Origin of the sequence: Vibrio agarilyticus (genome assembly GCF_012641465.1) — a bacterium.
In the GTDB taxonomy this organism is placed as follows: Bacteria; Pseudomonadota; Gammaproteobacteria; order Enterobacterales; family Vibrionaceae; genus Vibrio; species Vibrio agarilyticus.
In genome coordinates, this window is the sequence record NZ_JABAIK010000005.1 from 239,252 (window position 1) to 264,295 (window position 25,044).

Genomic DNA, 25,044 nt, shown 5'->3' on the forward strand with positions numbered 1-25,044 from the left:
CTACTATTGGTCAACCAAGTATAGTTCCATACCCAAACAACATGGTGTTGCAGGACGGCGGCAGATAGGCAAAACTTTCGAGCACTTGGTGAACATAGACGCACTATGTGATGAGGTTTTTGAGAGTCAGGCCCACCGTGGTGCGGCCGTTGGGTGAATAGACAAAAACAGCCACGTATGCGAACACAGCGTGGCTGATTTTTGCAAGCATTTTAACGCTTAAAAGCTCGCTGCGATGTCATTCCAGTTGACCAGCTTAAAGTTCTGATTTTGCTGCTGGTACTGAGAATCAACGTTATAACCATCTTGTACGATCAATAGGCCATCAGGGTACGAATCCCCCAACGATTGCGCAGTTACATGAATTCCGTCCGTTTCGCTTGCGCCATCCAATCCAGCCTCATCGTTGGCCACCAATGCAAACTGGCTAACCACTTGCAAATCTTTATTCAAATCATAGGCAACATAGCTATGGCTTCCCTGACTTGACGCAAGTAGATATTTATTTTGGCCATCGTGATACAGCGCCAACCCTTCGACATCGGCTGTTAATATGTCGCCATCAATTTTAGTGATTAATTCACCCGCCGTGTCGGCGCTTTCATCGGCGCCAAATCGCCAAATACCCACATCTTCTTCGCCAAGATAAAGCTCGCCTGTTGCATCATCCGCAACACACCCTTCGGGTTGAGATGGTACCGAAAGGGTTCTCACGAGCGTGCCTGAAACGCCTTGTTCAACCAGCTCAACACGCCACTGCTCTATCAGACCGCTTTTTCCGTTAATAAAAACATAAGCATCACCATTTACCGCTTGATACATGCATAAACCGTAAACTTCATTGAGCGATGTTTGAATTTCACCATTTGATGTATTGTCCCCAACCGCAGGAATAACAATTAATGGTAAGTTTTGTTTACTCGGATCTGACACGGTATAAAATGCAATCGTATTACCGTCGCGGTTACTGGCAGCAACAAGATTAACGTTCGCGCCTTCAGGCCCTTCCAACGTACGAATATCGACATTATTAGGCTCGCCCTGATTAAGATACTGAAGCTCCTCACCGGCCAGATTGTACGCCATTAAACCACCTTGTTTGTTGGTCGCAACAATCACGCTGTGTGCCGGATCTTCAGGATTTACCCACAGGGCGGGATCATCTGCCGCATCGCCATCATCATCCACTGGCGTGGTTTCCCCAGAGACAGCAACCAGTGCAACACGCGTATGAGCAACATCTGCAGGATTTAACGCCATGCTAAACTGCGCATTTGCCATCTCATTTTGCGCGGCCAGTGATGTAAAACTCATTTTTTGATAAATCGGCTGTTCCAACTCGCTATTAGCAAGCCAAAGGCCATCATGTGCCACCGCGAGTGCTTTCACCTCATCAAAACCTGGGACGTCAAACTGAGTCAGTAGCTCAGCATCTTTAGCGCTATATAGAGTGATGCCTTTGCCTTCATCGGCCGCAACGAGATAACCATAGCCGCCAGACTGATAAATAAAATCGAGCCCTTCAACTTCTTGTAGCTGCCCAAGTGGGGCTAGCGTATCGACCAAGCGACGTTCAAACGTGTGTTCAGGTTCCGCGCCATAAGCCCATATCCCCAAATCTTGCTCGGCAATGTACAGCGTTGCCGTGCTATCATCGGCGACACAAGCGCTTAACTCGCCACCAACATCAATTTGGCGCACCGCGATAGGCATGCTTTCGTCATCAAATAGCGTACTTGTCAGCACACCAGCTTGGTGTTTCAGTTTGTACTGCAACGCCCTTCCTTGTTCGGTTGTCGCCGTGACAATCAATTCGGCATTGGTCGGATTTTTATACAAGCAGACGCCTTCTGCAGCCTCGGGCAAAGACAAGCGCCCCACCTCGCGCATCCATGGCGCGCTGTCACCCTTGATATGATAGAAAGCTAAAGCCTGTTCATCAGGAAGCGCTAAGGCCAACACATCAATCGCACCAGCATCACCAAAAGTAATGTCGTAGCGTATATCGGCTCCCGTTACCTCTCCCACATTCAGGTGGGCTAGCTGTTTGCCGTCGCTTTGATAAAGCGCAACACCGTCAGCTTCGAGCGTGGTGATCAATATGTCATTATCACTCGTTGAAGAGTGGCGCCAAACTACCGCATCGCCAATATCTGCAAAGCTGGTTTCCGTGCTTTGAGTCAGCTTTAGTTCGGCTTGATTTGAGGTTTCACTTGGTGCCTCACTACTGCTTGAATTACACCCGAATAAAAATGTCGCACTCACTGCGAACGCTACCGCCAAAAAACGCATTATTCTCTCCTTAAATATAAATGCGCATTGACGGTAGAAGGTTTAAATGTCAGTGGCGTGACATTTGAGTTGCGTGGCAATTAAGGTTAAATGACACCAAACGTGGCAAAGCACAGATTCACATTGTCGAACCCAATGTTATTCGTAGCGTAACGCTTCAATTGGATCGAGTTGCGACGCTTTGTAGGCGGGATAAAAACCAAAACCAATACCAATGAATGTCGTGCCAATCACGCTGATGAGAATAATCGTTGGCGAGAGAATCATGGTCCAACCAAAGCCGTATTGCATGATAACAACACTGATCACAGAAAGCGTGAGTCCGATAGTGGCGCCAATCAGGCATAAAATAACGCTTTCAATTAAAAACTGCCAAAGAATATGCTTAGGCTGGGCGCCCACAGCCATACGCAAACCAATTTCTCGCGTTCGCTCCGTGACACTCACCAACATAATATTCATCACACCGATACCACCCACAAGCAAAGAGACACCGGCGACACCGGCTAATAACATAGCAAATACCGCATTGGTCTCTGCGCGAGTCGATAACATTTCGGTCAGGTTCATCACCATAAATGGTGAGGGCTGTCCTTGAGCGACTCGGTGCCGCTGATCAAGCAGTGCGCTGATTTCTTCCGTTACGTATTGCAAGTCATCACTATGCTCGACACTGATGGTTAATCGACTGACACGATTGATATTTTTCGACCCTATCACTTTACGATTCGCCGTTGAAATCGGCACTATCACAATATCATCTTGATCTTCACCGCGTATATCTTGGCCTTTTGATTCCAACAAACCCACTACGGTTAAAGGCACCTTATTTACACGAATCATTTCACCAAGTGCAAAGCTTGCCGAGCCAAATAACTCTTGTGCGACAGTCTGACCGATTAATGCGACTTTTGCTGCCTTGGTCATATCGGCGTCGGTCAGTGTACGGCCTTCAGCCACGACCCGATTACTGGCTATGAGGTAATCTACGTTGGCACCTTCTACACTGGTATTCCAGTTTTGATTCCCTGAAACAACCTGCGCTTGGCCTTTCACAGAGGCCCCTGCTGCTACCACTTCCATGATATTGTCTTTAATTGCCACAGCGTCTTTAAGTTCTAAAGTATTGCTTGCCCCTGCAGCACTCTTAGCCCCAGAGCTGCGTTTTGATGCTGCCCGCACCATAAGCACATTCGTGCCAAGATTTTCTATTTGTTGCTCGACTTTTTTTTGTGCGCCTTCCCCTAGCGCAAACATGGTGATCACTGCGCTGATGCCAATCACAATCCCCAGAGTGGTTAAAATCGAGCGCATTAGGTTGCGACGTAACGAGCGCAGTGCGGTAGAGATCACCGTCATACCATCGACTCCTTGATATATGCCCCGTGCTGAATTTTGCCATCTCTCACCATAATGATGCGATCGGCTTGCTGCGCAACCTCAAGTTCATGAGTCACTAACACCACCGTTTGCCCGTTACGGTTTAGCTGGCGAAATAGCGTCATAATTTCATCACTGGTCTGGCTATCAAGTGCCCCCGTTGGTTCATCGGCTAAAATAATTGACGGTCGATTGATCAAAGCTCGTGCAATCGCAACACGCTGCTGTTGGCCACCAGAAAGCTGACTTGGATGATGTTGCATTTTTTCCGCCAACCCCACCGCCGTTAAACATTCAGCCGCTCTTAGATTAGCGTCTGTGACCTTCACATCTTGATACATCAATGGCATGGTCACGTTATCCAAAGCCGACGTCCGTGCCAATAGATTAAATTGCTGAAATACAAAGCCAATATGGTCTCGTCGTAAACAAGCCAACTCACCACGGCTCATTCCCTTGGTACTATTACCAAGCAGCTCGACTTGGCCATGCTTTGGCGTCATAAGACACCCAATCAGGTTCATTAATGTGGACTTTCCCGAGCCGGACGGTCCCATGATGGCCACCATTTCACCCTGCTTGACGGTTAAATCAATCTCTTTTAATACCCAAAAAGGTTCACCAGCCATCATGAAATAATGGCTTAATTGATGACAGGCAATCGCAGGAGTCGCGTCAATGTGTTTATTCATGGCGGATATCTTTCACTTGAGTGATCACCGCTTTGTCTAGCATGCTGGGACGAATAATTTGCGTATATTGACTATCAGAAAGTCCCAACATCACCGAGACCGAAATAGGCCGATTGTCTTCAAGGATCATCACCGTTGCAGGTTTTACTTTGCCCTGAGCGATATCCTGCTGCAATTTTAACTGCGCTGGTGTCAAGATCTGAGCCAACATTGCCTGAATTTTTTGCCGATTCGCGCGATTGTTGGATTTTTGCGGTATATCCGTTAAGGGTTTATCTTTCTTTTCTCGTTTGGGCAAACGCTCTTTTAGTAACGCTTTTTGCTCATCGCTTAAGTTGAGCAACTTTAGCTGCCCCATGATACCTCGATTCGAGACGTCTTGATTCGTAGGCGCTAATTTTTGTGCGACACGCAACGCACCATTATCAATGCGCTCGACATCACGCACGGCATCAATATGAATTTCCAAATTCGCAGTCATGCCTGGCAAAAGTAAGCTCTTCGCATTTTTGGTACCAATGACCACGGTATAACTGATCACCCCAGAATTGCTTTGAGGGGCATGTCTAATCTGATTCACTTGCCCGGTAAACGTTCGGTCAGGAAAAGCATCAACGGTAAATTCAACCCACTGCTCCTCGGCAATAGAGCCAATATCAGACTCGTCAATATACGCTTCGATTTCCATATTGGTTAAGTCTTTGGCAACCGTAAATAACTCGGGAGTATTTAAACTCGATGCCACCGTTTGTCCCGGTTCAATCGTTCGATTAATAATAAATCCATCTATGGGTGAACGAATATCGCTATGATTCAGATCAATCTGCGCTTGATCCAAGCCAGCTTGATTCGCAGCGAGCGTCGCGGTTAAAGACTTTAGCTGCGCTTGCTGATATTGGTAATCTAGCCGCGCTTGCTGAGAAAGATTTTCTAACTGCTCAAATTCGGTACTGGAAATGAACTTACTATCAACTAGCCCGATTCCTCGCTGATAGTCACGATAGGCTTGCTCGTAGTTTAGCTTGGCTCGAGCTATTGTTATCGCTTGTATGTCTATCTCTGCTTCTGTTTTTGCTACTTGTGCTCGCGCTTCATCCACACGAGCTTTAAAACTACGCGGATCAATTTGGGCCAGAATTTGCCCAGCCACCACTTTGTCATTAAAGTCTGCGAGCACTTGAGTAATTTGACCAGAAAGTTGGGCGCCAATAATAACGTCATCCACAGCAGCTAGTGTGCCCGTGGCGCTAACTGTATTTCGAATATCACCTTTGGTAACGCTCTTAGTAATATAGTGGTATTGAGAATTATCGTCACTTTGAGCACGATAATAATGGAGACTGACTCCTGCGCCAACCGCAACGCATAGAGTGCAAATAGACCAGACAACCTTATTCATATTATTGTATTGATAAATGAACCTTGAGATTAGAGTAATACTAAAGAGAGGTTTAGATAAGCCGATTTACACAGCTTTACAGAATATAAAAAGCCCCTACTAATGAGTCGCTAGTAAGGGCTGTATATATACCGTTTCTACTTGAAGTTGCAGCGCTTTTGTTAAAAAACATGGGGCTCACTCTCACAAACCTCATCACATAATTTATTATGCTCAGAGGCTGTGTTCGTTTGCCGCCAACCTGCATCTTCAAGTTGTTTGAATATAGCTAAAAACGTATTTTGTCGGTCGGCGGCAAATGAGCAACGCCTTGGGCGTAGTTATTGCTTAGTCACACTCACCGACTTGGTTTCACTGTTAAATGTAATTCGATAGGTTGAGTAATCATCGACTCGATAATCTTGAGCCGGGTACGATTCGGTCCATGAACCATTATCAATTTTAAAGCGTGCAGGTTGCTCTTCACCATTAAACTTCTGAATTGTATAGTAGTTCCCGGTACTTGAATCATAATCTAGCTGCATGACACCCCAGCCATTTGGCGTACCACGGAAAAACCACTCTTCATCACCACCATCGTCGTCACCATTACCAAAACCACATTCTTCCATAGTCATCCAAGTACCATTCTTATGACAGAACTTATCTGAAGATGCGGTGAGATCTTGCGTTTGGTTAGCGCCGTTATCACTGAAAATAACGTTCATTGATGTTAGCTGTTCATTCACATCAAAACAGTAATAAGGCCCATGCTGATACATGGCTTTACCTGGCCAAGCGACACTCTCCATCGCGTTTCCTGGTTGCGCTCCCCAGTAATAAATATGCGGATTAGAGAACCCACCTTTATTGTCATAGCAGATCGCTTTACCATCTAAACCGGGTACCGGCTGCTCTGGATCGGGCGTTGGTACGGTGCAACCTGGGCAGTTTTTCCCCACAATCGCGCCAACATGAATCGCCGCTGCATTATCACCAGAAACGTTAAAGTCCGCATAACCACCACTTACCGTGATTGTCGTTGGCCCTTTTGCTCCCGGAGCGCCGATACACTCACCGGTTTGTTCATTAAAGTTCGCTTCAATCACGTTACAATAAACGTTATCAGGCATGCCGGTAAACAGACGCTGATTCAAGTCACTGCCATAACGCTTGTTGATCACAACGTAACCATTCCCAGCGCGTCCAAAGCCAATTTGGTCGTTGCCATTTTGCCACCAATCTGTGAGCTGCCATTTGTCGGCGGTATGGTTTCTAAACGCGACCATATTGGCAATACCGCGCCATTTGTGTTCACAAACCCAGCTACCACCATCAAATCCACAAGCGTTACCTGTATGAACGCCAGAGCTTGGTGGTCCCATGTCGAAATCCCCATTAAAGTAATATCCCGACATAATTTTGGGGTACCCATACGGATAGGCGAGCATAAAGATGTTTGCTAAGAAGTAACCATCGCCTTGAACACCGTGCCAAATTGGTCCGTTAGGGTTATGACGCTCTTCGTCGTGATTGGTTACAAAGGTCACCGCATTTGAGCTGCTTAACTCCAGTTCATTACCGATATTGCGTAAACTTGCAATATTGCTATTGCGAAAGGCAGGACCCACGCGACGAGCAAAGTCAAACTCAGTAACATCACCATTGTACGTATATTCTGTTGGACGAACTGGCTCACCATAAGCGCCAATCACTTCTTGGAAAATATACGGATTACCATTTAATTTGTTCTTAATTGCGTTAATATCTCCCGCAGGCATATGTTTCGCCGCGTCAATACGGAAACCCGCAACCCCCATGCTTATTGCATCGTTCATATAATCCGCGATTTTTTGGCGCACATAATCAGACTCAGTAGCCAGATCATTGAGCCCTGATAAATCACAGTTCTGAATTTGCCAACGATTGCCGTAATCAATTTTTGACGTGCAGTGATGGAAATCGTTAGGGCCATAAGGCACCTCGGGAAACGAACGGTTCCACGCCGCCATATGGTTAATAACCGCATCAACATAAATATCGACACCCACCGCCTTGCAGCGGTTCACCATATCTTGAAATTGACCGCGATTGCCACTGCGACCATCAAAATAATAAGCAACTGGCTGATAACGCGTCCACCATTGACCTCCGTCGATGGTTTTATTCGGTGGTGAGACCTGAACAGCAGAAAAGCCTTTTGGCCCCAAAAACGTTTCACACTCTTTCGCCACATCTTCCCATTTCCATTCAAATAGATGAACGAACGTTGTTCTTGGGGTTGATGCTTGGGCGACTGAACCCATCATAAGCCCGGTAGCGCATGCCAATAACGCTATCTTTCTACTCATCATTAGAGTTTTCTCCATAGTTAGTAATATACCAGATACAGCTAACCCTTATCGCATTACTAATTCGGCAAAACCGCTACGCGCCCTTTTATTTCTTCGGTTCCTTTATCCTTAAAACAACGAAGTCTAGGCTTTATTTTATGACAATTAGATAAAAGCACATTGCCTATATGCAGCAGCGAAATAATATTGGCATGGCAGAAAATGATTATCTAAGGCGATTTATAAAAACCGCGCTTATAATCACTTTTTTTATCCCACAAGCATTATCTAGTGAGATCACGATCATATAAAAATTCAAAAACACTTAGTTTAACATTACTTCTGTCAATATAAATTTGTGACGAAGATAATTTAATATAGAAACATCACTGACATAAATTCATATTACTTGTGATTCTTGCTTGTTATTTTATGTAAATAAATAAGTTTTAAAAACAATTACATAGATTAAAAATTCAACAACAAGTTAATCATATTAATTACGATGTGATCTTTATTCCATAGATTTGTAACAACCTGAAATAGCATCACCCAAAATTAATTTTTTATTACTTTATGCTTTTAATATTTTTTAAGAATATACAGCTCAGTAAATATTTACTGAGCTGTAATTCATAAAGATGCTAATAATACGAAGATGTTAAACGTTAAAGAAGGCAAGCTCATCTTCTTGCGTCTGAGCAAGCTGAGCCAGTTCTGCGGATGCTTGAAGTGTCTGATGAACAGCAGAAACGTTTCTCTGCACCAAGTCAAAAGCAAATGTGGTATTTTTCGAAATATCCTCTGTAACGTTATTTTGCTCTTGAGAAGCAGTTGCCACTAAGGTGTTAATCTCAGATATAGAAGAAACTGCAGAAGAAATATCTTCAAATGAAGCTTTAATTTGATCCGCAAACTCAACCGACTGCTCAATTAGCTCAACATTTTTCACCATATTGGTGTTTGCTTTTTCAGACTGTAACTGCAACCTCGTAATAATGTCCTGAATACTCACCGTTGACTCTTGAGTTTTAGAGGCTAAATTACGTACCTCATCAGCAACGACCGCAAAACCACGCCCAGCCTCACCCGCTCGAGCTGCTTCAATCGCTGCATTCAACGCCAAAAGATTGGTTTGCTCAGAAATGGTATTAATAACGTCTGTTACCGACCCAATCTCTACCGCAAAGGCACGCAACTCTTTAACCAACACTGCGGTACTGCTTACAGAATCATTTATCTGATGAGTCAATAAAATGTTGTCTTCTAAAGTCTGCTTACCTCTGTTGACGTTTTGTTGGCATATCCGTGTCTGCTCTTCTGCCATCACTGCTTTTTCACTAACTTCAACCGATGTTGCTGAAAGCTGGTTAATCGCAGTCGATATCTGCTCAAATTGACGCTGTTCATCACGTACATTGGTTAACGTATCGGTCATAACGACGTTAAGCTCCTGAGAGGCTGCAGAAACATTTGTCGCAATGCCATGGGAGTTTTTAATCAAGGTCGCGAGCTGCTCCGATAGGTGATTAAGTGACCTGTAAATGCCGCTGGTTCTTTTTTGCTTTGAAAAGTCTTGTTGTAGCTCTCCAGCCGCCATTTTCTCCATCAAATTGGCAATGTCTTGAGGCGCGCCGCCCACCGGCTTTAAAACCAAATTTTGGAGAACAACTAAAAGCACCCCAAGCGCAAGCAGTAGACAAATAAGCCCAACGGACAAAGATGACATTAATTGATCCATTGCGCCTGCGTGAATCTCACTATCGCGTACGAAGGTGACATAACCCCAGCCGTTAATCTCAAGCTCCAACCAAAACGCGGTAAAATCCACCTGCTCTGTACCGATTTGAGCAGGATAAGCAAGCTCAGGGGTGCTAGAATTAAATTGGCGATAATGTGGTCGCACATCAAATATATTTTTTCCAACCAGCTCTGGATAAGCCGATACCATGATCGTGCCATCATCGGTGTACAAGAACATATTATCGCGTTGCTGTAATTGCTCGAGCACCTCGTTTTGATAAATACTCGCTAGTATGGCCGTTTGTTCATCCAATCGATACGCAACGCCAATGACCATCTGCTGGGTTGTCGAAGATAAATAAGGCGCTGATACATAGAATTGTTTTTTCTGATTAAAAATCGCATTATAATATGCTCGGTTTATATCCCGTACATTAGTCGGTAATTTTTTCCCGTTTTGATTATACAGCCCACCGCTTTTATTAAACAGAAATACTCCATTGCTGGTACCATTTAGTGCTTGTGAAATGCGGCTCAATTCTTCCGCCGTTTCGAAGGATAGCTGATCACTCTCTCTATCGTTTACCACTATAGAAGCCGATGACAAAAGTCGCTTATAGTTGTTAAACTTTTCGGTTAGCGTATCTTCTAGTGTTCGGTTTTTTTCTTGTAATAAGAGTTTATTAAGATTAACGCTTTCTGAGCGAAATGCGATAAAATCAAGAGTTGCAATACTCACTATGGTAGCGACAAGAATTGCAGCCATTGCACCTACTACTCTCACTTTAAATCCATTCATAATCTAGTCCTATTTTTACCACTATACTTTAGGTTTTGATAAAGAAGAATAAAGTCGATTCCTGTTAATTTATAAGGGGGAGAGTATTAGCACATGTAGCATTTTATTTTAGTGATCAAAACCATTATTTTCATAATGATATTCAGCAAATTGATATCTTATCTAATTTTACCTTTGAATTCTTCATATATTCAATATGCCATCCAGTAAAGGCGCGCAATAAAACAATAATTACTTAGGGTATTCCATAGGTTTATAAAAATATACTCTTTCCTAAAATTAATGCGTCTTAATAATTTTATTAACTCTAACGAATCATTTAAACGAGTACGCTCCTCGAGTTTCACTTCCAACTGACTTCAACATACAAAATTCAAATTCGATTCACTGACCTAGTAGCAAGGCACGCAATACAGCGAAATAGCGAGTCTGCTTTCAAGTTGTTTAACGCAGCTTTGGTCACGACAAAAACGGTTGGGTGATTGCCTCCTGCGAGGCAACGCTATGGCTTCGAATATGCTAAAGAATCAAGTGCCCCTAAGCCGCTGTGAACCCCGCCTTCGGTGATTTGAGAGGATTTGCTACGAATTAAGTAGCCTGCATAGGCATTTTCTGAAAAGGCGGCTTGGCCATCAATGTGTACGGTGAACATTCCGATTTCACTGATCAAATCTTCCACTGGATGGATTTCTCCTTTACGCACAACATAGGCGGTATTTTGCCGACAGGCAGGATGCCAACGCCGCATCAATGACCATACTTGATATTCCGCGGGATCAAGGCGTTGAAGCGTGGGAACAATATCTTGGCCGAAAACACAATGTCCTCCACCCTCACCTTGATTCTTCAATACCCATTCATTTTCTGGTCGTTGCGCAATCCATGGAATAGATTGCTTATCGACGGCCCGCATTTCCCCCATCAGTGCTTTGACTCGCTCTGCCTGTTCTAAAGTCAAATTAAACCGAGTGAGTGCGTGAGCACTTTTGAGTGATAGCAACAACTGAACTCTCTTACTCGTCGCCAGTTGCTGAGCGACCGTTGCATTGACTGCGACTCTATGCTGCTCAATCATCAAACGGGTCTGTGTTAATGCCTGACAACAAGCACGATCAATGATGTCATTAGCGATATAATCACTGTATTGATATCCCGCGCGTAAATAGACACAATCGATGCTACCGATGCCGTCAAGAAGTAAGCGGTGATCCTCACCAGCACTTAATCCATCATAGAGCTCTCGAAATGACCGTCTTACGGTTCGAATGCCTTGGTCTTGCAGGGCGTGCTCGAGCAAATGCTGATCGAAAACGTTGTCTTCATGCTCTTGTATTACCATCAAAAACGTCGCTGGCCCTTTATCAGCAAATTCATGTTTGATTTGCCATGTTGCTTTAGCAATCCCTTTCGCTAGATTTTCTATCGCTCTGTTCTCTACCAGTGGGCCGATTTGCTCACCAGACCAATGATCAAATTGGCTTGGCCACTGATGTGAAAGATAACGGTGTAACTCATGCGTACGCTGCCCAAACGGCCCCATACCCGCTGCAATGCCATTAAATTCCACCAGCTTTGGGCCCTGCGTGACATCATCCATGAAGTCACTGCGCATGATGAGCATAGGTAAACGCCGCGCCGTTTGACCTTTTTGCTGGAGTGTGCAATGCATATGCAGAAGCTGCTGAAAAAAACTGTCCCCGGTGGTAATTGGTTCGATGGCTTGTTCAATGAAGGCGGCATCTTCAGAAACAGCGTGTATCAGTTTTCCTAGCAAAGAGACCGTATGCGCAAGTGTTTGAAACCGCTCAGGTGTAATCGCCGTCGGAGTCAACACAAAAGCAGGATGCTGCGCGCTGTCTAAGGTGGTTTTCATCGCCATGCCATGCGCTAACGCCCATTCAATCGCTTCATCTTTTGCTCTATTACTAAATTTATCTGTCATCATCGAGATTCCACGCGCTGTCATGGCCAAATAGAATTTGAAACGGTTACGATAGAGCATGAGGGCAAATGGCTATTTTTGCCAAATTGCCCCAGGATAAAATAGTGAGATTGAATTACGATTTTGGTGCTTTTGCCAGTACCGCATCGATATCAGACGCGCTATGGCGCTCGGCAAGTTGTTCCCATTCCTCCCCCATAACACGGTTAACAATGCGACCACGCTGAACCGCAGGGCGCTGCGCGATATCATTGGCCCATCGCTGTACATTCACGTAACTTTGTACATCCAAAAAGTCAGCCGCTTTGTAAAGTTGCCCTAGTACGAGCGAGCCATACCAAGGCCAAGTTGCGATATCTGCGATGGTGTATTCATCTCCCGCTAGGTATCGGTTGTGCTCCAACCGTTTGTCAAGCACGTCGAGTTCCCGTTTTACCTCCATCGCGAAGCGATTGATCGGATATTCAAACTTTTCCGGCGCATACGCGTAGAAATGGCCAAAACCACCGCCTAAATAGGGCGCTGCGCCTTGTAGCCAAAACAACCAATTGAGTGTTTCTGTCCGTAACGCCAACGTTTTTGGAATGAAATGACCAAACTTTTCGGCAAGATAGAGCAGAATGTTGCCCGATTCAAAAACGCGCAATGCGGGGCTTTGCGAATGGTCGAGTAAGGCTGGAATTTTTGAATTTGGATTAACGTCGACAAAACCTGAAGAGAACTGATCACTGTCACCGATACGAATCAAATGAGCATCGTATTCTGCTTCTGTGACCCCTTTTGCTAAAAGTTCTTCAAGCAAAATCGTAACTTTTTGGCCATTAGGGGTTGCGAGTGAATACAATTGAAGCGGATGTTGGCCAACCGGCAATACGCGGTCAAAACGAGCGCCAGAATCTGGTCGATTAATACTGGCCCATTGACCTCCATTTTCTTCTTCCATTACCCAAACTTTTGGTGGTTGATAATTTTCTTTCATCATTCATCCTCTCTGGTCATTCCCTAAATATTACATTTTTGATGGCTCTCCACAAAAATATTGTTATGTCCAAGGTCTGTTTCAAATATGACAGGCATAACGGAACACTATGAGAATAAATGTAATTTAATCGAATGTCCTCGAGCTTTCGAAGTAGATCGAAATTTCGAAAATTTTTAAGCCATATTGAACCAAGGATTGGTAATGTAACACCATTAAGCTCATGCTAATTTGTGCTATACCCAAACAACTTGAAGACGCCGATAAACGGCAAACGCACAAAACCTTTGAACACTTAGTGAACATAGATGGACTATGTGATGAGGTTTGTGAGTGCCAGTCAACAACGCTGCAACGTCAAGTAGAAAGGGTTTAGATATGTTTTGATTGTGTCGACGGTGCCTTTTGTTTGTATTTCGTTTTTACCAATACTCAAAAAAATTTTGCGGCGGTTTGCTGCTCTTTTTGATTTTAACCGCAGCTGGATTGTGCGACTGGGAAACAACAAAATACGAATTAGCTTGGTATCAAAGCGTAAAGCAAACTTATGGAACATCAGCGGTGAAACGCTTTGAAGCGTGGCGAAATACTCTGCGTGATGTTCACGACTTGCCTTCCATGCAGCAACTACACCAAATTAACGATTACTTTAATCAATTGCGCTTTATTCCAGATAGTAAGCTTTGGGGACAAGACGATTATTGGGCAACACCTCTGGAATTTATTGGCAGTAACGGTGGCGATTGCGAGGATTTTACAATAGCCAAATATTTCTCGTTACGAGAATTAGGCATCAGTGACACTCAACTTAGATTGGTCTATGTTAAAGCCATTAAGCTAAATCAATTTCATATGGTGCTTGCCTACTACCCTACCCCAAGTTCTGATCCGTTTATTCTGGATAATCTCATTCCAGAGGTTATGGCAGCATCGAAACGTCATGATCTCAAGCCGATATACAGCTTCAACGGTGATAAACTTTGGTTAATGAAAACCAACCCCCAAGTTGCGGGTGAGGCATCAAGACTGAGTCTTTGGAATGACCTTCGTGAACGGCAGTCGAGCATGATGCTCAAACGACCTAAGATACAATTGTAAGGAAGAGAGTGAATGACCTTATATCGGAAATTATTTATTGGCATGGTAGCCGTATTTATTTTGCTTTCCTCTTCAGCGTTCATTATTGAGCTCTTAACGAAAAAGGCACACCTAGCTCAGCAGCAGCAAGTTGAGATAACAAACACCCTCAACTCGATTGGTCTGGCATTGGCTCCCTATATCAATAACGATGACCCCATCGCAGCAGAGTCCGTCATTAATGCGGTGTTTGACGGCAGCCATTACTCCTCGGTTGAGTTACGCTATTTGCAAAGCGAGCATAAATTAGTAAGACAATACCCAGTCCAACCTCAAAAAGCACCGCACTGGCTCACTCAGCTCAATCTATTTGAGCCAATCACCGCAGATCAAGTCATCACCAGCGGATGGCAGCAACTTGCGGTGATTCAGATCACAAGTCATCCTGGTATCGCTTATGATCAGTTCTGGCAAACTCTCCAACGCATGTCCTTGGTGTTCGCAGTCATGTTTATTTTGGGAAGCAGTGCGATCGCCTATATTGTCAAACGGTCACTAAAGCCCCTGCATGCCATTACACAAAAAGTAAATAAAATCTCAAATCATGAATTTGATAAACCGTTGGACTCGCCAAACACGGCCGATTTAATTCCTGTCGTTAATGGTATTAACCGCATGGCCACACAACTGGAGTCATCCTTTCGAGCACAAGTCGAAGAAGCACAAAAATTTCGCAATAAAGCCTATCTCGATCCTGTGTCTAAGTTAGGGAATCGTGCGCTTTTTATGGCTCAGCTTGATCATTGGGTTGCAGACCAAACTCCTGGAGGCATTGCGATTCTCAAACTGGGCTTTATTAACGAGTTATATCACCAAAAGGCATACCAAGTTGCGGATGAGAAAGTGCTAAAAATTGCTGATACCATTCGCTCCCTCACTTCAGCATCGGTTGACCAAATTGTGCTCAACCCAACCACGGCAAGAATCGCCAAAGACGAGATTGGTTTTATTTTTCCAAAGATCAACGAAACCGACTTGAAATTGATTGTCAAAGCCCTACTCGCAAAACCACTGCTTTCACAACTCATCGCCAACGACCAAGATCAAAATCACTATTTGTTTGGTGTAGCACACAGTGACGGACAGCAAACGCGAGCCGAGATCCTTTCGCTCGTCGATGGCGCATTGGCAAAAGCCAAAAGTCGACCAGATAAACCTTATGGCTTTATTTCAACAACGCAAACCCAATATCTCTTTGGCAAAAAACAGTGGCAAACGATTGTAGAGCAAGCCATACGCAGTGGTGATGTGGTATTTCGTTTTCAACATGCAAAAACAATGCAAGGTAACACTTTTCATCGCGAGGTTTATAGTAAAATTCAGCGAAGTGGCGCGGAGTATCATGCTAGTGAATATCTCTTTGCGCTTGAGCAGTTGCAAGCGACATGGGAGTACGACAAACACGTCATAAATGCCATGATTGAGCAATTAGCATCAGAATCACAACCCACACCGATTGCGATTAACCTCTCTTTGTCAACCGTGCTTGAACCGCGTTTTATTCAATGGATCAAAGAAGTGCTACCTGCGCACGCCGCAATTGCAGGCCAGTTACACTTCGAACTTCCTGAGATAAGTTTCATTCAGCATGCGGCAATCACAACACTGCTTTGTGAGGCCATTGTGGGTTCAGGGGCTCGTTATGGCATTGATCAATACGGACGCAATTTCAAATCGCTCGCGTACATCAATGAATTTAAGCCCTTCTATGTCAAATTAGATTTTCTCTACACTCATAACTTAGATGATGAAAATCAGCGCTACACCTTAACCGCGTTGTCGCGCACCGCATATAACCTAGATATCACCACCATCGCCGCGCGCGTAGAAACTCAACGTCAGCTGGACTTTCTATCGGAAAATTTTATCGATATTTATCAAGGGTTCATTATTGATTCGCTGAATTTTGAGCCTCAGATCGCCTGATTTTCATCAAGATCGAAGAGCTTCGATCTCAGGGCTAATGCAGCAGTATTAGCCCCTCATAACCCGATAACTCAACAACCGAGACAGGTTGGCCAATGTCACCATTTGGCAAAACCGGGCGCATCTCTTTTTCCAGCTCAATACGCAGTGGTGGTTGTGAAAAGTAATCACGTTGCTTACCAAAAAAGTCCGTTCGATAAAGCACTAATCCATGCTCGAACTCGCGCGCCAGCACCATCTCACTGGGACCATTAGGAACTACTTGTTCAGGCGATTGATAGCGAAAGTAAGTAAACGTGGGTTTGACATCGACAGAGCCATTTGGCAAATCATAGTGCACCAATGTTGGCGAGCGAGTTGTGCCGACCACACTATAATCGGCAGGCACAGGTGTTTGAGTGGATAGCATTAATGATACAGGCGCGTAACCCTGCGGAATATGCCCGGTGGGAGCTCCAAGCACATGTGCAAGAAGATGATGAGGCTGATAAGCGATATTTTTCGCAATGCCCGATTTCCAGAAATTATCCGCTGTGGTGTTCCCGCTTCCATATTGGTAGCTACTGTTCCACTGATTAAAATAGCTTAAACTCGAATGGGAATTAAGATAATAAATCACCAAGGCGGCATATTGATCATTGAGCCAATTCTCTTTAGTGTGGCCAAAATAATCGACACGACCATGGCGAGTTGTCGCTTGAAAAATCACTTTCGCTCCACGATGCGCGAAGGCGGCGTTATCCCAAAACTTCGCAATACCCGCATAGCCACTCAGTCCAGTCGAAGGAAATATATAGTGCTCGCGCAGATAAAGTGAGGCGGCTTTGATTAATTTGTTCTGCCCATTGCGTCCATAAAGATTAGCAGTACCAATATTCACACTGATAAGTGATGCAGGGTCATTTCGCCTTAACTGGCTTAAGAAATCCGCAAACTGTTGTTGATACAGCGCATCCGCAGCGTCACTTCCTGCCACCATACCAAGCTCAGTAATGTTTCCCCCCGACAGCACCTCAAATTGGTTTGGCCCAAGCAGTTTATTCGTATCATCATTGTATGCGCCCTTTAAACCCCAATTGGGCCAGTTTTTCTGATAGTAACGCTGCATGGCGGCTTGATATTGGGGCAGAGCGAGATGCGTTAAGGCCCATGATGAGTGGGAATTCCACATTCGCCCAAATGGAATAACGCGTGATTCCCAGCGAAAGCGCGCGGTCGCTGACTTATTTTGTCGCGATTTGTATTCTGTCGGCGATAAGTAACCATCGTGGTTATGATCGGCACTGAAATCGAAGCCGCGAATTTTACGCCAGCGAGAGATGATTCGCCCATCACGTGTCATCGCGGGCGCATTTTTCGGTGTCACAATCGGAAAGCTGTTTTTGAGCTTAACGTCTTTCAGTATCGGCCGTGTTGCTTGATTGTGCCAACGGATGCGCACCACATACAACTGCCCCCCATCACGCAAGTAAGTTGAACCAAAATAAGGCCCACCACCATAACTCACACCAGAACCGTCATGCGTAGTCGCACGAACCCAATCGCTTGGCATATGCCAAATCACATTGCCATTTCGCGTCATACCTAAGGTTTTGTCATGCTTTACCGCCAATGTGGACCAACGGGTTACCTTCCCTTTGTTATCAATTTCACTGGGGTACTCAAGCGTAAAAGGCGCAGTTTCGTTAACCGTGCCAATGATGGCTTTTTGCGAAAACTTAAACTGCAATCGCTCAAACGGCTCAGAGTGGTACACATAAAGCGCGCCACCCGTTTGTGCATGTTCAAAAACGTCAGCGCTCCACGGAGGCGACTGATAGAGCCAAAACCCTGCATGATCATCATTGGTGTTATACCCAACAATCATTGGTTTGCGGTTAAGCACCGTGTTTTCGGCGTGAGTTGAGTCTACCTCGGCAATGACGGTATCTTCTGAAAAATGAAGAAAATAGTCCTCATAATTGTGACCACTTTGTTGCGCGTCAACACGTAACTCATGCTCCAACCATCCACTATTCATCTCGAGCTTTTGATTGTACATATACCCAATGGCTGTCGTTTGCTCATTAAGTTCACGAGATGAATATTGACCAAATACAAGTTCGCTTGTTTGCAACTCCCAATCTAGCACCTCAGTTGCCGACAAAGCCCGGCCCTCAATATCAGTACCAGGCTCATGCGCCCCTGGCAAAACCAGCACGCTCTGGGCACACAAAATGGCACTAAACACACTGGCACTGGTGAAAAGTAGCGTCCTAGCAAAACGGATATTAATGGTCATGAATTCAATACTCATCAAATCAGACTAAAGTGAAATCGCAAATTGAGTTGCAACTTGCGAGTCATTTTGAGACGAGTATTAAGAGTGACGTGGGTTCTGACAAGACTTTGCTGAGGGCAACCTCGCAAATTCTCAAGCGTAAGACACAATTTGAAAGCAGGCTCAAAGCCAAGTAACTTGAAAAAAAGCAGACGCCCCTTGTAAAGAAGCGACTGCTTGATTGAGGTCAAAAGAGTGGCTGAATGAAACGTACCAAAGCCGTTACATAATCATGCTACGCGAAATTGGGCGACCAAGGCCTGCAGCTGCTCCGCTTGTTGCGCCAATGTTTTCGCGGCATCCACAGTCGACATAGCTTGTTGATTCGCATTGCTAGACACAGTAGCGATCATTTCAACATTTTTAGTCACGCTATGACTGACTTGCGATTGTTGTTCGGCTGCGGCGGCAATACTGTCTATCATCTGTGCCACCGACAAAGAGTTAGTGACAATGTCACTTAAACGTGCCCCCGCTTGTTCAGCCAGTGTCATTCCCTGCTGCACATGCGTAGTACCTGCATCCATTCGCTCAACGGCCAACCGTGTTTCGGTTTGAATTGCTTCAATTGAAGTACTGATCTCTTGCGTCGCGGCGGTCGTGCGTTCTGCAAGAGCGCGGACTTCGTCGGCCACAACGGCAAAGCCTCGCCCGGCTTCGCCAGCACGGGCCGCCTCAATGGCAGCATTCAATGCTAGTAAGTTCGTTTGTTCGGCAATGCCGTTTATCATGATAACAATATCGCCAATTTCTGCGCCACGACGTCCTAACTCAGTGACACTCTGCGCTGAGGCGCTGACCGCTTGCTCAATTTGGTGCATTCCAATGATGGTATTTTGCACGACCTCACCGCCCACACTTGCTGAATCTCCAGCGGCCTGACCACTGGTCGTCGCTTGCGCAGAGCTCAACGCGACTTCTTGAATACTTGCGGCACTTTGGTCAAACGCTGTCACCATTTCAGCGATTTGATTCGATTGCTGAGTCAACTCCGTCGCCATCGCCTCGTTAGCTTCGGTTATTGTGTTCCCCCTCGCGACGACTTGTTGTGTCGTTTCTAGCACTTCATTAAGCACTTGACGAGTTCGAATAACCGCTTGGTTGTAGTTTTGCGCCATGGCGCCAATTTCATCCGTTGATTGCGTCTCGACGTGACAAGTGAGATCGCCGCGCGCTAACGCATTGAGCGCACGAGCAACGTCACTAACGGGTCCTGCAATGCTTCGAAGCACCAAGGTCGCAATCACCACCCCTACGATAATGGCTAACACGGTAGCGCTAATCACAATTTGATTACTCTGCACAGCAGCTTGTTGAGAAGCCTGCTGCTTCTGAGTCATGATTAGCGTTTCAAATTGAATAAATTCGGTTATTTGCTCGCGAAACGTATCGAAATAGACCTTGCCTCGCGCTTTGCCGACCTCTGCTGAAATCCCGTTCATCGAGACGGTACGGCCTATTTCACTGCGCATGGCGATATTCGGCTCAGTAATTTCTCTCACCCAATCGCGAATGGTTTGATTGATCTCTTTCAGTCGAGTCAGTTGGATCGGATCGTCACGAACCCCTTGCTCAAGTTTTTCCATCAACTGAGTAAAAGAAGCTAAGCCCAGATGATAAGGCTCAAGAAACTCATCGCGACCGACCAATAAATAACCCCGCATTCCTGTTTCCATATTAATTGCTGCAATTTCGAGCTCTAGCGCGGTCTCAATAATACGATGCGTTTGGTCTACCCCGGCGTTAGCATCGCGTTGTACTTGGGTATTTTCGACCGAGACAAACGCCAATATGACCATCAGCAATAACGGAAGTCCGGTCCCTAACCCCAACTTTGCCTTCAGTGAAAAGTGTTGTAACAACATGATAAATCTCCCTATTTATCTAATTACGCTTGCATACTTGACAAAAACACCGAACAAAATATGCAACAGTTACCATAAATAGGTATAGATGGTTGACATTTGTTGTGCGAATTATTTCTCGCAATCGACTGTTAATCGGCACTCAATCTTCAATTCCTCGCCTCACTGACAAACCAAGTCATTCTCGCTGAACCTCGCATCTTGAGGTTACTTGGGTATAATCCAGCCATTATCATACCGCCACACGCCATCACCCCTTCTGTATTTGGGCCCAGTTATGCGACTAAACGACATTGAAATTGAATTTGAACATATTTGGCGCGAAGTCCAACATCAACGCTGGCACGCTCTCGAGCGGTTTTATTTTAGTTTCGCCTGTTATCGTGAAGGGTGGCTCGGTAAAAATGGCCAGCCTTGCTGGCAGTCGGCTCGGGAGAATGCACCGCTGAGCGAAGCATTACGTGACACACTTTCATGCCACCCCAAAGCCAGCTCTGATGCAGAAGTTGGTGATAACATTCACTCCTACGTTAACCGTCAATCCACAAAGAGCGCCGTACTGGAACCACTGATTCCGTATACCGCGCTCACAGGCTTCATAAAACAGCGTGTAAAACAAGAAACAGTGACACGCAATGACCTGCAGCAGATACTCAATGCAAACTTGCGTTTTATGACAATAACCCGTGCCGAAAAGCAACGATTAGTCGAATTAGGCTTGGAAAACCGCATGCCAAGCCTCTGGTATCAAAACCCAAGCCAGCATGCTCCGTTATGCCGCTTGCACTGTGCTGGAATATACCCTGCACCAGATGCGTAATGAGCCTACGTGCTAAAACAAAAGCGAGGTTTTAAGTTTCTTTCGCCATAAAAGTGAACTCTTGGCCTTCCTTTTGAATCAAATCAATTTTTTTTCAATTTTTCTTTTCGTCCGGTGTTGTAACCAATATGTCACGCAGGTATAAATAGCATTCTGCCTCTTTTCTTTAGACATGGATGATAAAAATGTTCGAAAAAGTCGTTGCCGCACCTGCGGATCCTATCCTCGGGTTAACAGAAGAATTCAAAGCCGATAGCCGCGCTGAAAAAATCAATCTTGGTGTCGGAATTTACAAAAATGAACAAGGCGAAACACCTGTTCTTGTTACCGTTAAAAAAGCCGAAGCGGCACTACTTGAAACAGAAAAGACCAAATCTTATCTGACCATTGAAGGAACGGCTGAATACGGTCTTGCGGTACAAAAATTACTTTTCGGCGCAGATTCTACCATTGTGTCAGAGAAACGTGCGAAAACAGCTCAAGCCCCTGGTGGTACTGGTGCCCTACGCGTTGCTGGCGAATTTATCAAACGTCAACTTGGCAGCCCTAAGGTATGGATCAGTAACCCGACGTGGGCAAACCACAATGGTGTGTTTACTGCTGCTGGTCTTGAAACCGCTCAATACCGTTATTATGACGCGGCAAACAAAGATAAAGATTTCGCAGGAATGGTGGCAGATCTAGAGCAAGCTGCCGCAGGCGATATCGTTTTACTACACGGTTGCTGTCATAACCCAACTGGTATTGATCCGACAACAGAAGAGTGGCAAGTGCTAGCAAAACTTGTTGCAGACAAAGGTCTAATTCCGCTATTTGACTTCGCTTACCAAGGTTTTGCCAAAGGAGTTGAAGAAGATGCAGCAGGTTTGCGTATTTTTGCTGAGTTTAACCCTGAAATTCTTGTCGCGAGTTCGTTTTCGAAAAACTTTGGCCTTTATAACGAGCGCGTTGGTGCGTTTACATTGGTTGCCAAAGATGCCACAGTGGCAAACACCGCTTTTTCTCAAGTAAAAGCGATTATTCGCTCTATCTACTCAAACCCACCAGCTCATGGCGCTGCAGTTGTTACCTATATTCTTAACGACGCTGAACTTCGTTCAGAATGGGAGCAAGAAGTGGCAGAAATGCGCAATCGTATTCAAGAAATGCGCGAGCTCTTTGTCGCGACGTTAAAACAAGAAGGTGTCGATGCCGACTTTAGCTTTATCGAACGCCAAAATGGCATGTTCTCCTTCTCTGGCTTAACGAAAGAGCAAGTAGAACAACTCAAATCTGAGTTCGCAATTTATATCGTCGGTTCTGGTCGAATCAGCGTTGCTGGTATGACCAAAGAAAATATGGGACCTCTGTGTAAAGGCATTGCGGCTGTTATGTAACTATACCCGTCTAGTCTAAAAAAAAGCCGATGAATCACATCGGCTTTTTTCGTTTAAAATGTCCAATAGCCAGATAAACCAACTTCGTTGCTGTGATTCCCTGCATTACTATCACGATATCGATAATAACCACCAAGACGCCAACGGTGGCTGAATTGATAATCAATCGCTAAAGTACCATGCCCCTCTTCCAAAATGTCACTGTAGTTGTACATTCCTTCGAGTTTAATAAACCACTTTTCATATAACTGGTAGTTAAAACCCAATGTCGCGGCTTGCAGTAAGTGGTCATCAGACTCAAGCTTGCGCCCAGTTCGCTCCTCTTTTGCTGTTGAGCGAATATAGCCTAAACCATACCGAGCATAAAAATCCAAATCATCTTTTAAACTCCAACGATACCCTGCCGAGGCCAAAAAACGATCTACGCGAATATTGTATCCATCTGGATGAAAAAAAAGCCCGGTATATTCAAATCGAGTAAGCCAATTTTCTTGCCAAGATTTTGCATAAGACAAAGTATAAACTGATACGTTGGTTTCATCTTCAAGCCAAGCCTCATTTGTCGTGCCTGAGCCAATTTGCAACCCAACGTGGTTATAATCTTTGAGCAATTCTATATTGGGCTGGGATGCTAATGCAGGACTTATCGCGAGTGCGGCTACGATACCAAAAATCCGTCTCATATCTCTTCCTAAGTTAATTTACTTATACCCAAACAACGTGGAGTTGCAGGTAGGTGGAACACTAACAAAGCCTCTGAGCACTTCGTGAACATAGATAAACGATGTGATGAGGTTTGTAAGAGCCAGCCCTCTACTTTGTAACGAAAAGCCCTGCAACTTCAAGTAGAAAGGGTATAGCGACTTATTAATATACCCAAGTGACCTCAAGATGCAGGATTCAGAGCCGGCTCACTGAGCTGAGAGCAAGGCAAACAACGCAGCGAAATAGCGAGCCTATTTTCGAGTTGTTTAACGCCGCTATCGGTTCAGTGATTGGCTCCCAAAGGGCGAGCTGCCTTGGCTCATCAGCTTTGTTGACGATTTTCGATTGAGAGCCACTCAATCTTCAAATCCTCGCCTCACTGACAAACCAAGTCATTCTCGCTGAACCATGCATCTTGGGGTTACTTGGGTATATCAATATTCAAATACAAATCTTTAAGACACGCAAAGAATGAATACTAAGACGTGATAGTGAAAACACTATTCTAATCGAGATAAAAAACAGACTGGACTTTTCTAACAACTTGATATTCTAACTTCGTGAAAATTTGGCATCAATGAACCTAGATTCATGTTAGACTGACTGCTTTATGACTCATTACTCATGGATGATAACCTTGGAAAAACATGAAGAAGTTTTAGTTTCGATTCGTCAAATCATTCGTGCTATCGATCTCCATTCTAAGCGTTTAAGCAAAGAGTCTGGTCTTACCGGTCCACAGCTTATTTTGATGCGAGCTATTAATGAGATGGAAAATGTGACGATCAAAGAGTTGTCCAATCACACCAACATGAGTCAAGCAACCGCGACAACGATTCTTGATAGGCTTGAACGCAATCAATACATTCAGCGAGTTCGCAGTGTCACAGACAAGCGTAAAGTTCATGCGCAACTGACTGAAAAAGGGCAAGCAGTTTTGGTCGATGCACCAATGCCACTTCAGGAAAATTTCATCAAGCGATTCCAGCAACTGGAGCCTTGGGAACAGACCCTACTGATTTCCTCAGTCCAGCGCATCTCAAGTATGATGAACGCAGAGGAAATAGATGCTGCGCCAGTGCTTGAAATTGGCAGTATTACGAAATACGAATAGTCTATACCCAAGTGACTTCAAGATGCAGGATTCAGAGCCGGCTCACTGGGCTGAGAGCAAGGCAAACAACGCAGTGAAATAGCCAGTCTATTTTCAAGTTGTTTAACACAGCTATCGGTTCAGTGATTGGCTCCCAAAGGGCGAGCTGTCTTGGCTCATCAGCTTTGTTGAGGATTTTCGATTGAGAACCACTCAATCTTCAAATCCTCGCCTCACTGACAAACCAAGTCATTCTCGCTGAAC

General features: G+C 44.9%; 16 protein-coding genes. 5 read left to right on the forward strand and 11 right to left on the reverse strand.

Features of this window, described 5'->3' with window-relative positions; all coding sequences use genetic code 11:
* Positions 1-219: 219 nt before the first annotated feature.
* The 8 genes from HGP28_RS07120 to yghU form a co-directional block, all read right to left on the reverse strand.
* Positions 220-2,292 (reverse strand): phytase, encoded by a 2,073-nt coding sequence (locus HGP28_RS07120; RefSeq protein WP_168835756.1) that lies wholly within the window; start codon positions 2,290-2,292, stop codon positions 220-222.
* Between the two features lie 138 nt (positions 2,293-2,430).
* A complete protein-coding gene (locus HGP28_RS07125; RefSeq protein WP_168835757.1) occupies positions 2,431-3,651 on the reverse strand; it encodes an ABC transporter permease in 1,221 nt (406 codons plus the stop codon).
* Positions 3,648-4,364 (reverse strand): ABC transporter ATP-binding protein, encoded by a 717-nt coding sequence (locus tag HGP28_RS07130; protein WP_246225619.1) that lies wholly within the window; start codon positions 4,362-4,364, stop codon positions 3,648-3,650. The genes HGP28_RS07125 and HGP28_RS07130 overlap by 4 nt, the downstream gene beginning before the upstream one ends.
* The gene (locus HGP28_RS07135; RefSeq protein ID WP_168835758.1) at positions 4,357-5,763 is read right to left on the reverse strand and encodes an efflux RND transporter periplasmic adaptor subunit; all 1,407 of its coding nucleotides are present in this window, start codon (positions 5,761-5,763) and stop codon (positions 4,357-4,359) included. Before HGP28_RS07135 ends, HGP28_RS07130 begins: the two co-directional genes overlap by 8 nt.
* A 320-nt stretch (positions 5,764-6,083) precedes the next feature.
* On the reverse strand, positions 6,084-8,096 hold the full coding sequence (locus tag HGP28_RS07140) for a starch-binding protein (RefSeq protein ID WP_246225620.1): 2,013 nt from the start codon (positions 8,094-8,096) through the stop codon (positions 6,084-6,086).
* A 640-nt stretch (positions 8,097-8,736) separates the two neighbouring features.
* Positions 8,737-10,617 carry a methyl-accepting chemotaxis protein gene (locus HGP28_RS07145; protein ID WP_168835760.1) on the reverse strand — a complete coding sequence of 627 codons (1,881 nt, stop codon included), beginning with the start codon at positions 10,615-10,617 and terminating at the stop codon, positions 8,737-8,739.
* Positions 10,618-11,119: 502 nt separating this feature from the next.
* Positions 11,120-12,562: a glutathione synthase gene (locus tag HGP28_RS07150; protein WP_343033826.1), complete on the reverse strand. Its 1,443-nt coding sequence runs from the start codon at positions 12,560-12,562 to the stop codon at positions 11,120-11,122.
* Between the two features lie 112 nt (positions 12,563-12,674).
* A complete protein-coding gene (gene yghU / locus HGP28_RS07155) occupies positions 12,675-13,538 on the reverse strand; it encodes a glutathione-dependent disulfide-bond oxidoreductase (RefSeq protein WP_168835791.1) in 864 nt (287 codons plus the stop codon).
* 453 nt (positions 13,539-13,991) lie between these two features.
* Between yghU and HGP28_RS07160 the strand changes: the two genes are divergently transcribed.
* Positions 13,992-14,636, forward strand: a complete 645-nt coding sequence (locus HGP28_RS07160) for a transglutaminase-like cysteine peptidase (protein WP_439333843.1) — start codon at positions 13,992-13,994, stop codon at positions 14,634-14,636.
* A 12-nt stretch (positions 14,637-14,648) separates the two neighbouring features.
* Complete coding sequence (locus tag HGP28_RS07165; protein WP_168835761.1) at positions 14,649-16,601, forward strand: bifunctional diguanylate cyclase/phosphodiesterase; 1,953 nt, start codon at positions 14,649-14,651, stop codon at positions 16,599-16,601.
* Positions 16,602-16,635: 34 nt separating this feature from the next.
* On the opposite strand, the gene HGP28_RS07170 is transcribed toward HGP28_RS07165, so the two are convergent.
* Positions 16,636-18,882, reverse strand: a complete 2,247-nt coding sequence (locus HGP28_RS07170; protein ID WP_168835762.1) for a hypothetical protein — start codon at positions 18,880-18,882, stop codon at positions 16,636-16,638.
* A 269-nt stretch (positions 18,883-19,151) separates the two neighbouring features.
* Positions 19,152-20,786, reverse strand: a complete 1,635-nt coding sequence (locus HGP28_RS07175) for a methyl-accepting chemotaxis protein (protein WP_168835763.1) — start codon at positions 20,784-20,786, stop codon at positions 19,152-19,154.
* Positions 20,787-21,063: 277 nt separating this feature from the next.
* On the opposite strand from HGP28_RS07175, the gene HGP28_RS07180 reads away from it, so the two are divergent.
* Entirely contained in the window at positions 21,064-21,606 is a 543-nt protein-coding gene (locus HGP28_RS07180; protein ID WP_168835764.1) for a hypothetical protein, read from the forward strand.
* A 185-nt stretch (positions 21,607-21,791) separates the two neighbouring features.
* Positions 21,792-22,982 (forward strand): amino acid aminotransferase, encoded by a 1,191-nt coding sequence (locus HGP28_RS07185; protein WP_168835765.1) that lies wholly within the window; start codon positions 21,792-21,794, stop codon positions 22,980-22,982.
* Between the two features lie 53 nt (positions 22,983-23,035).
* On the opposite strand, the gene HGP28_RS07190 is transcribed toward HGP28_RS07185, so the two are convergent.
* The gene (locus tag HGP28_RS07190; protein ID WP_168835766.1) at positions 23,036-23,665 is read right to left on the reverse strand and encodes an outer membrane beta-barrel protein; all 630 of its coding nucleotides are present in this window, start codon (positions 23,663-23,665) and stop codon (positions 23,036-23,038) included.
* A 659-nt stretch (positions 23,666-24,324) separates the two neighbouring features.
* On the opposite strand from HGP28_RS07190, the gene HGP28_RS07195 reads away from it, so the two are divergent.
* Positions 24,325-24,801 (forward strand): MarR family winged helix-turn-helix transcriptional regulator, encoded by a 477-nt coding sequence (locus tag HGP28_RS07195; RefSeq protein WP_168835793.1) that lies wholly within the window; start codon positions 24,325-24,327, stop codon positions 24,799-24,801.
* Positions 24,802-25,044 lie beyond the last annotated feature (243 nt).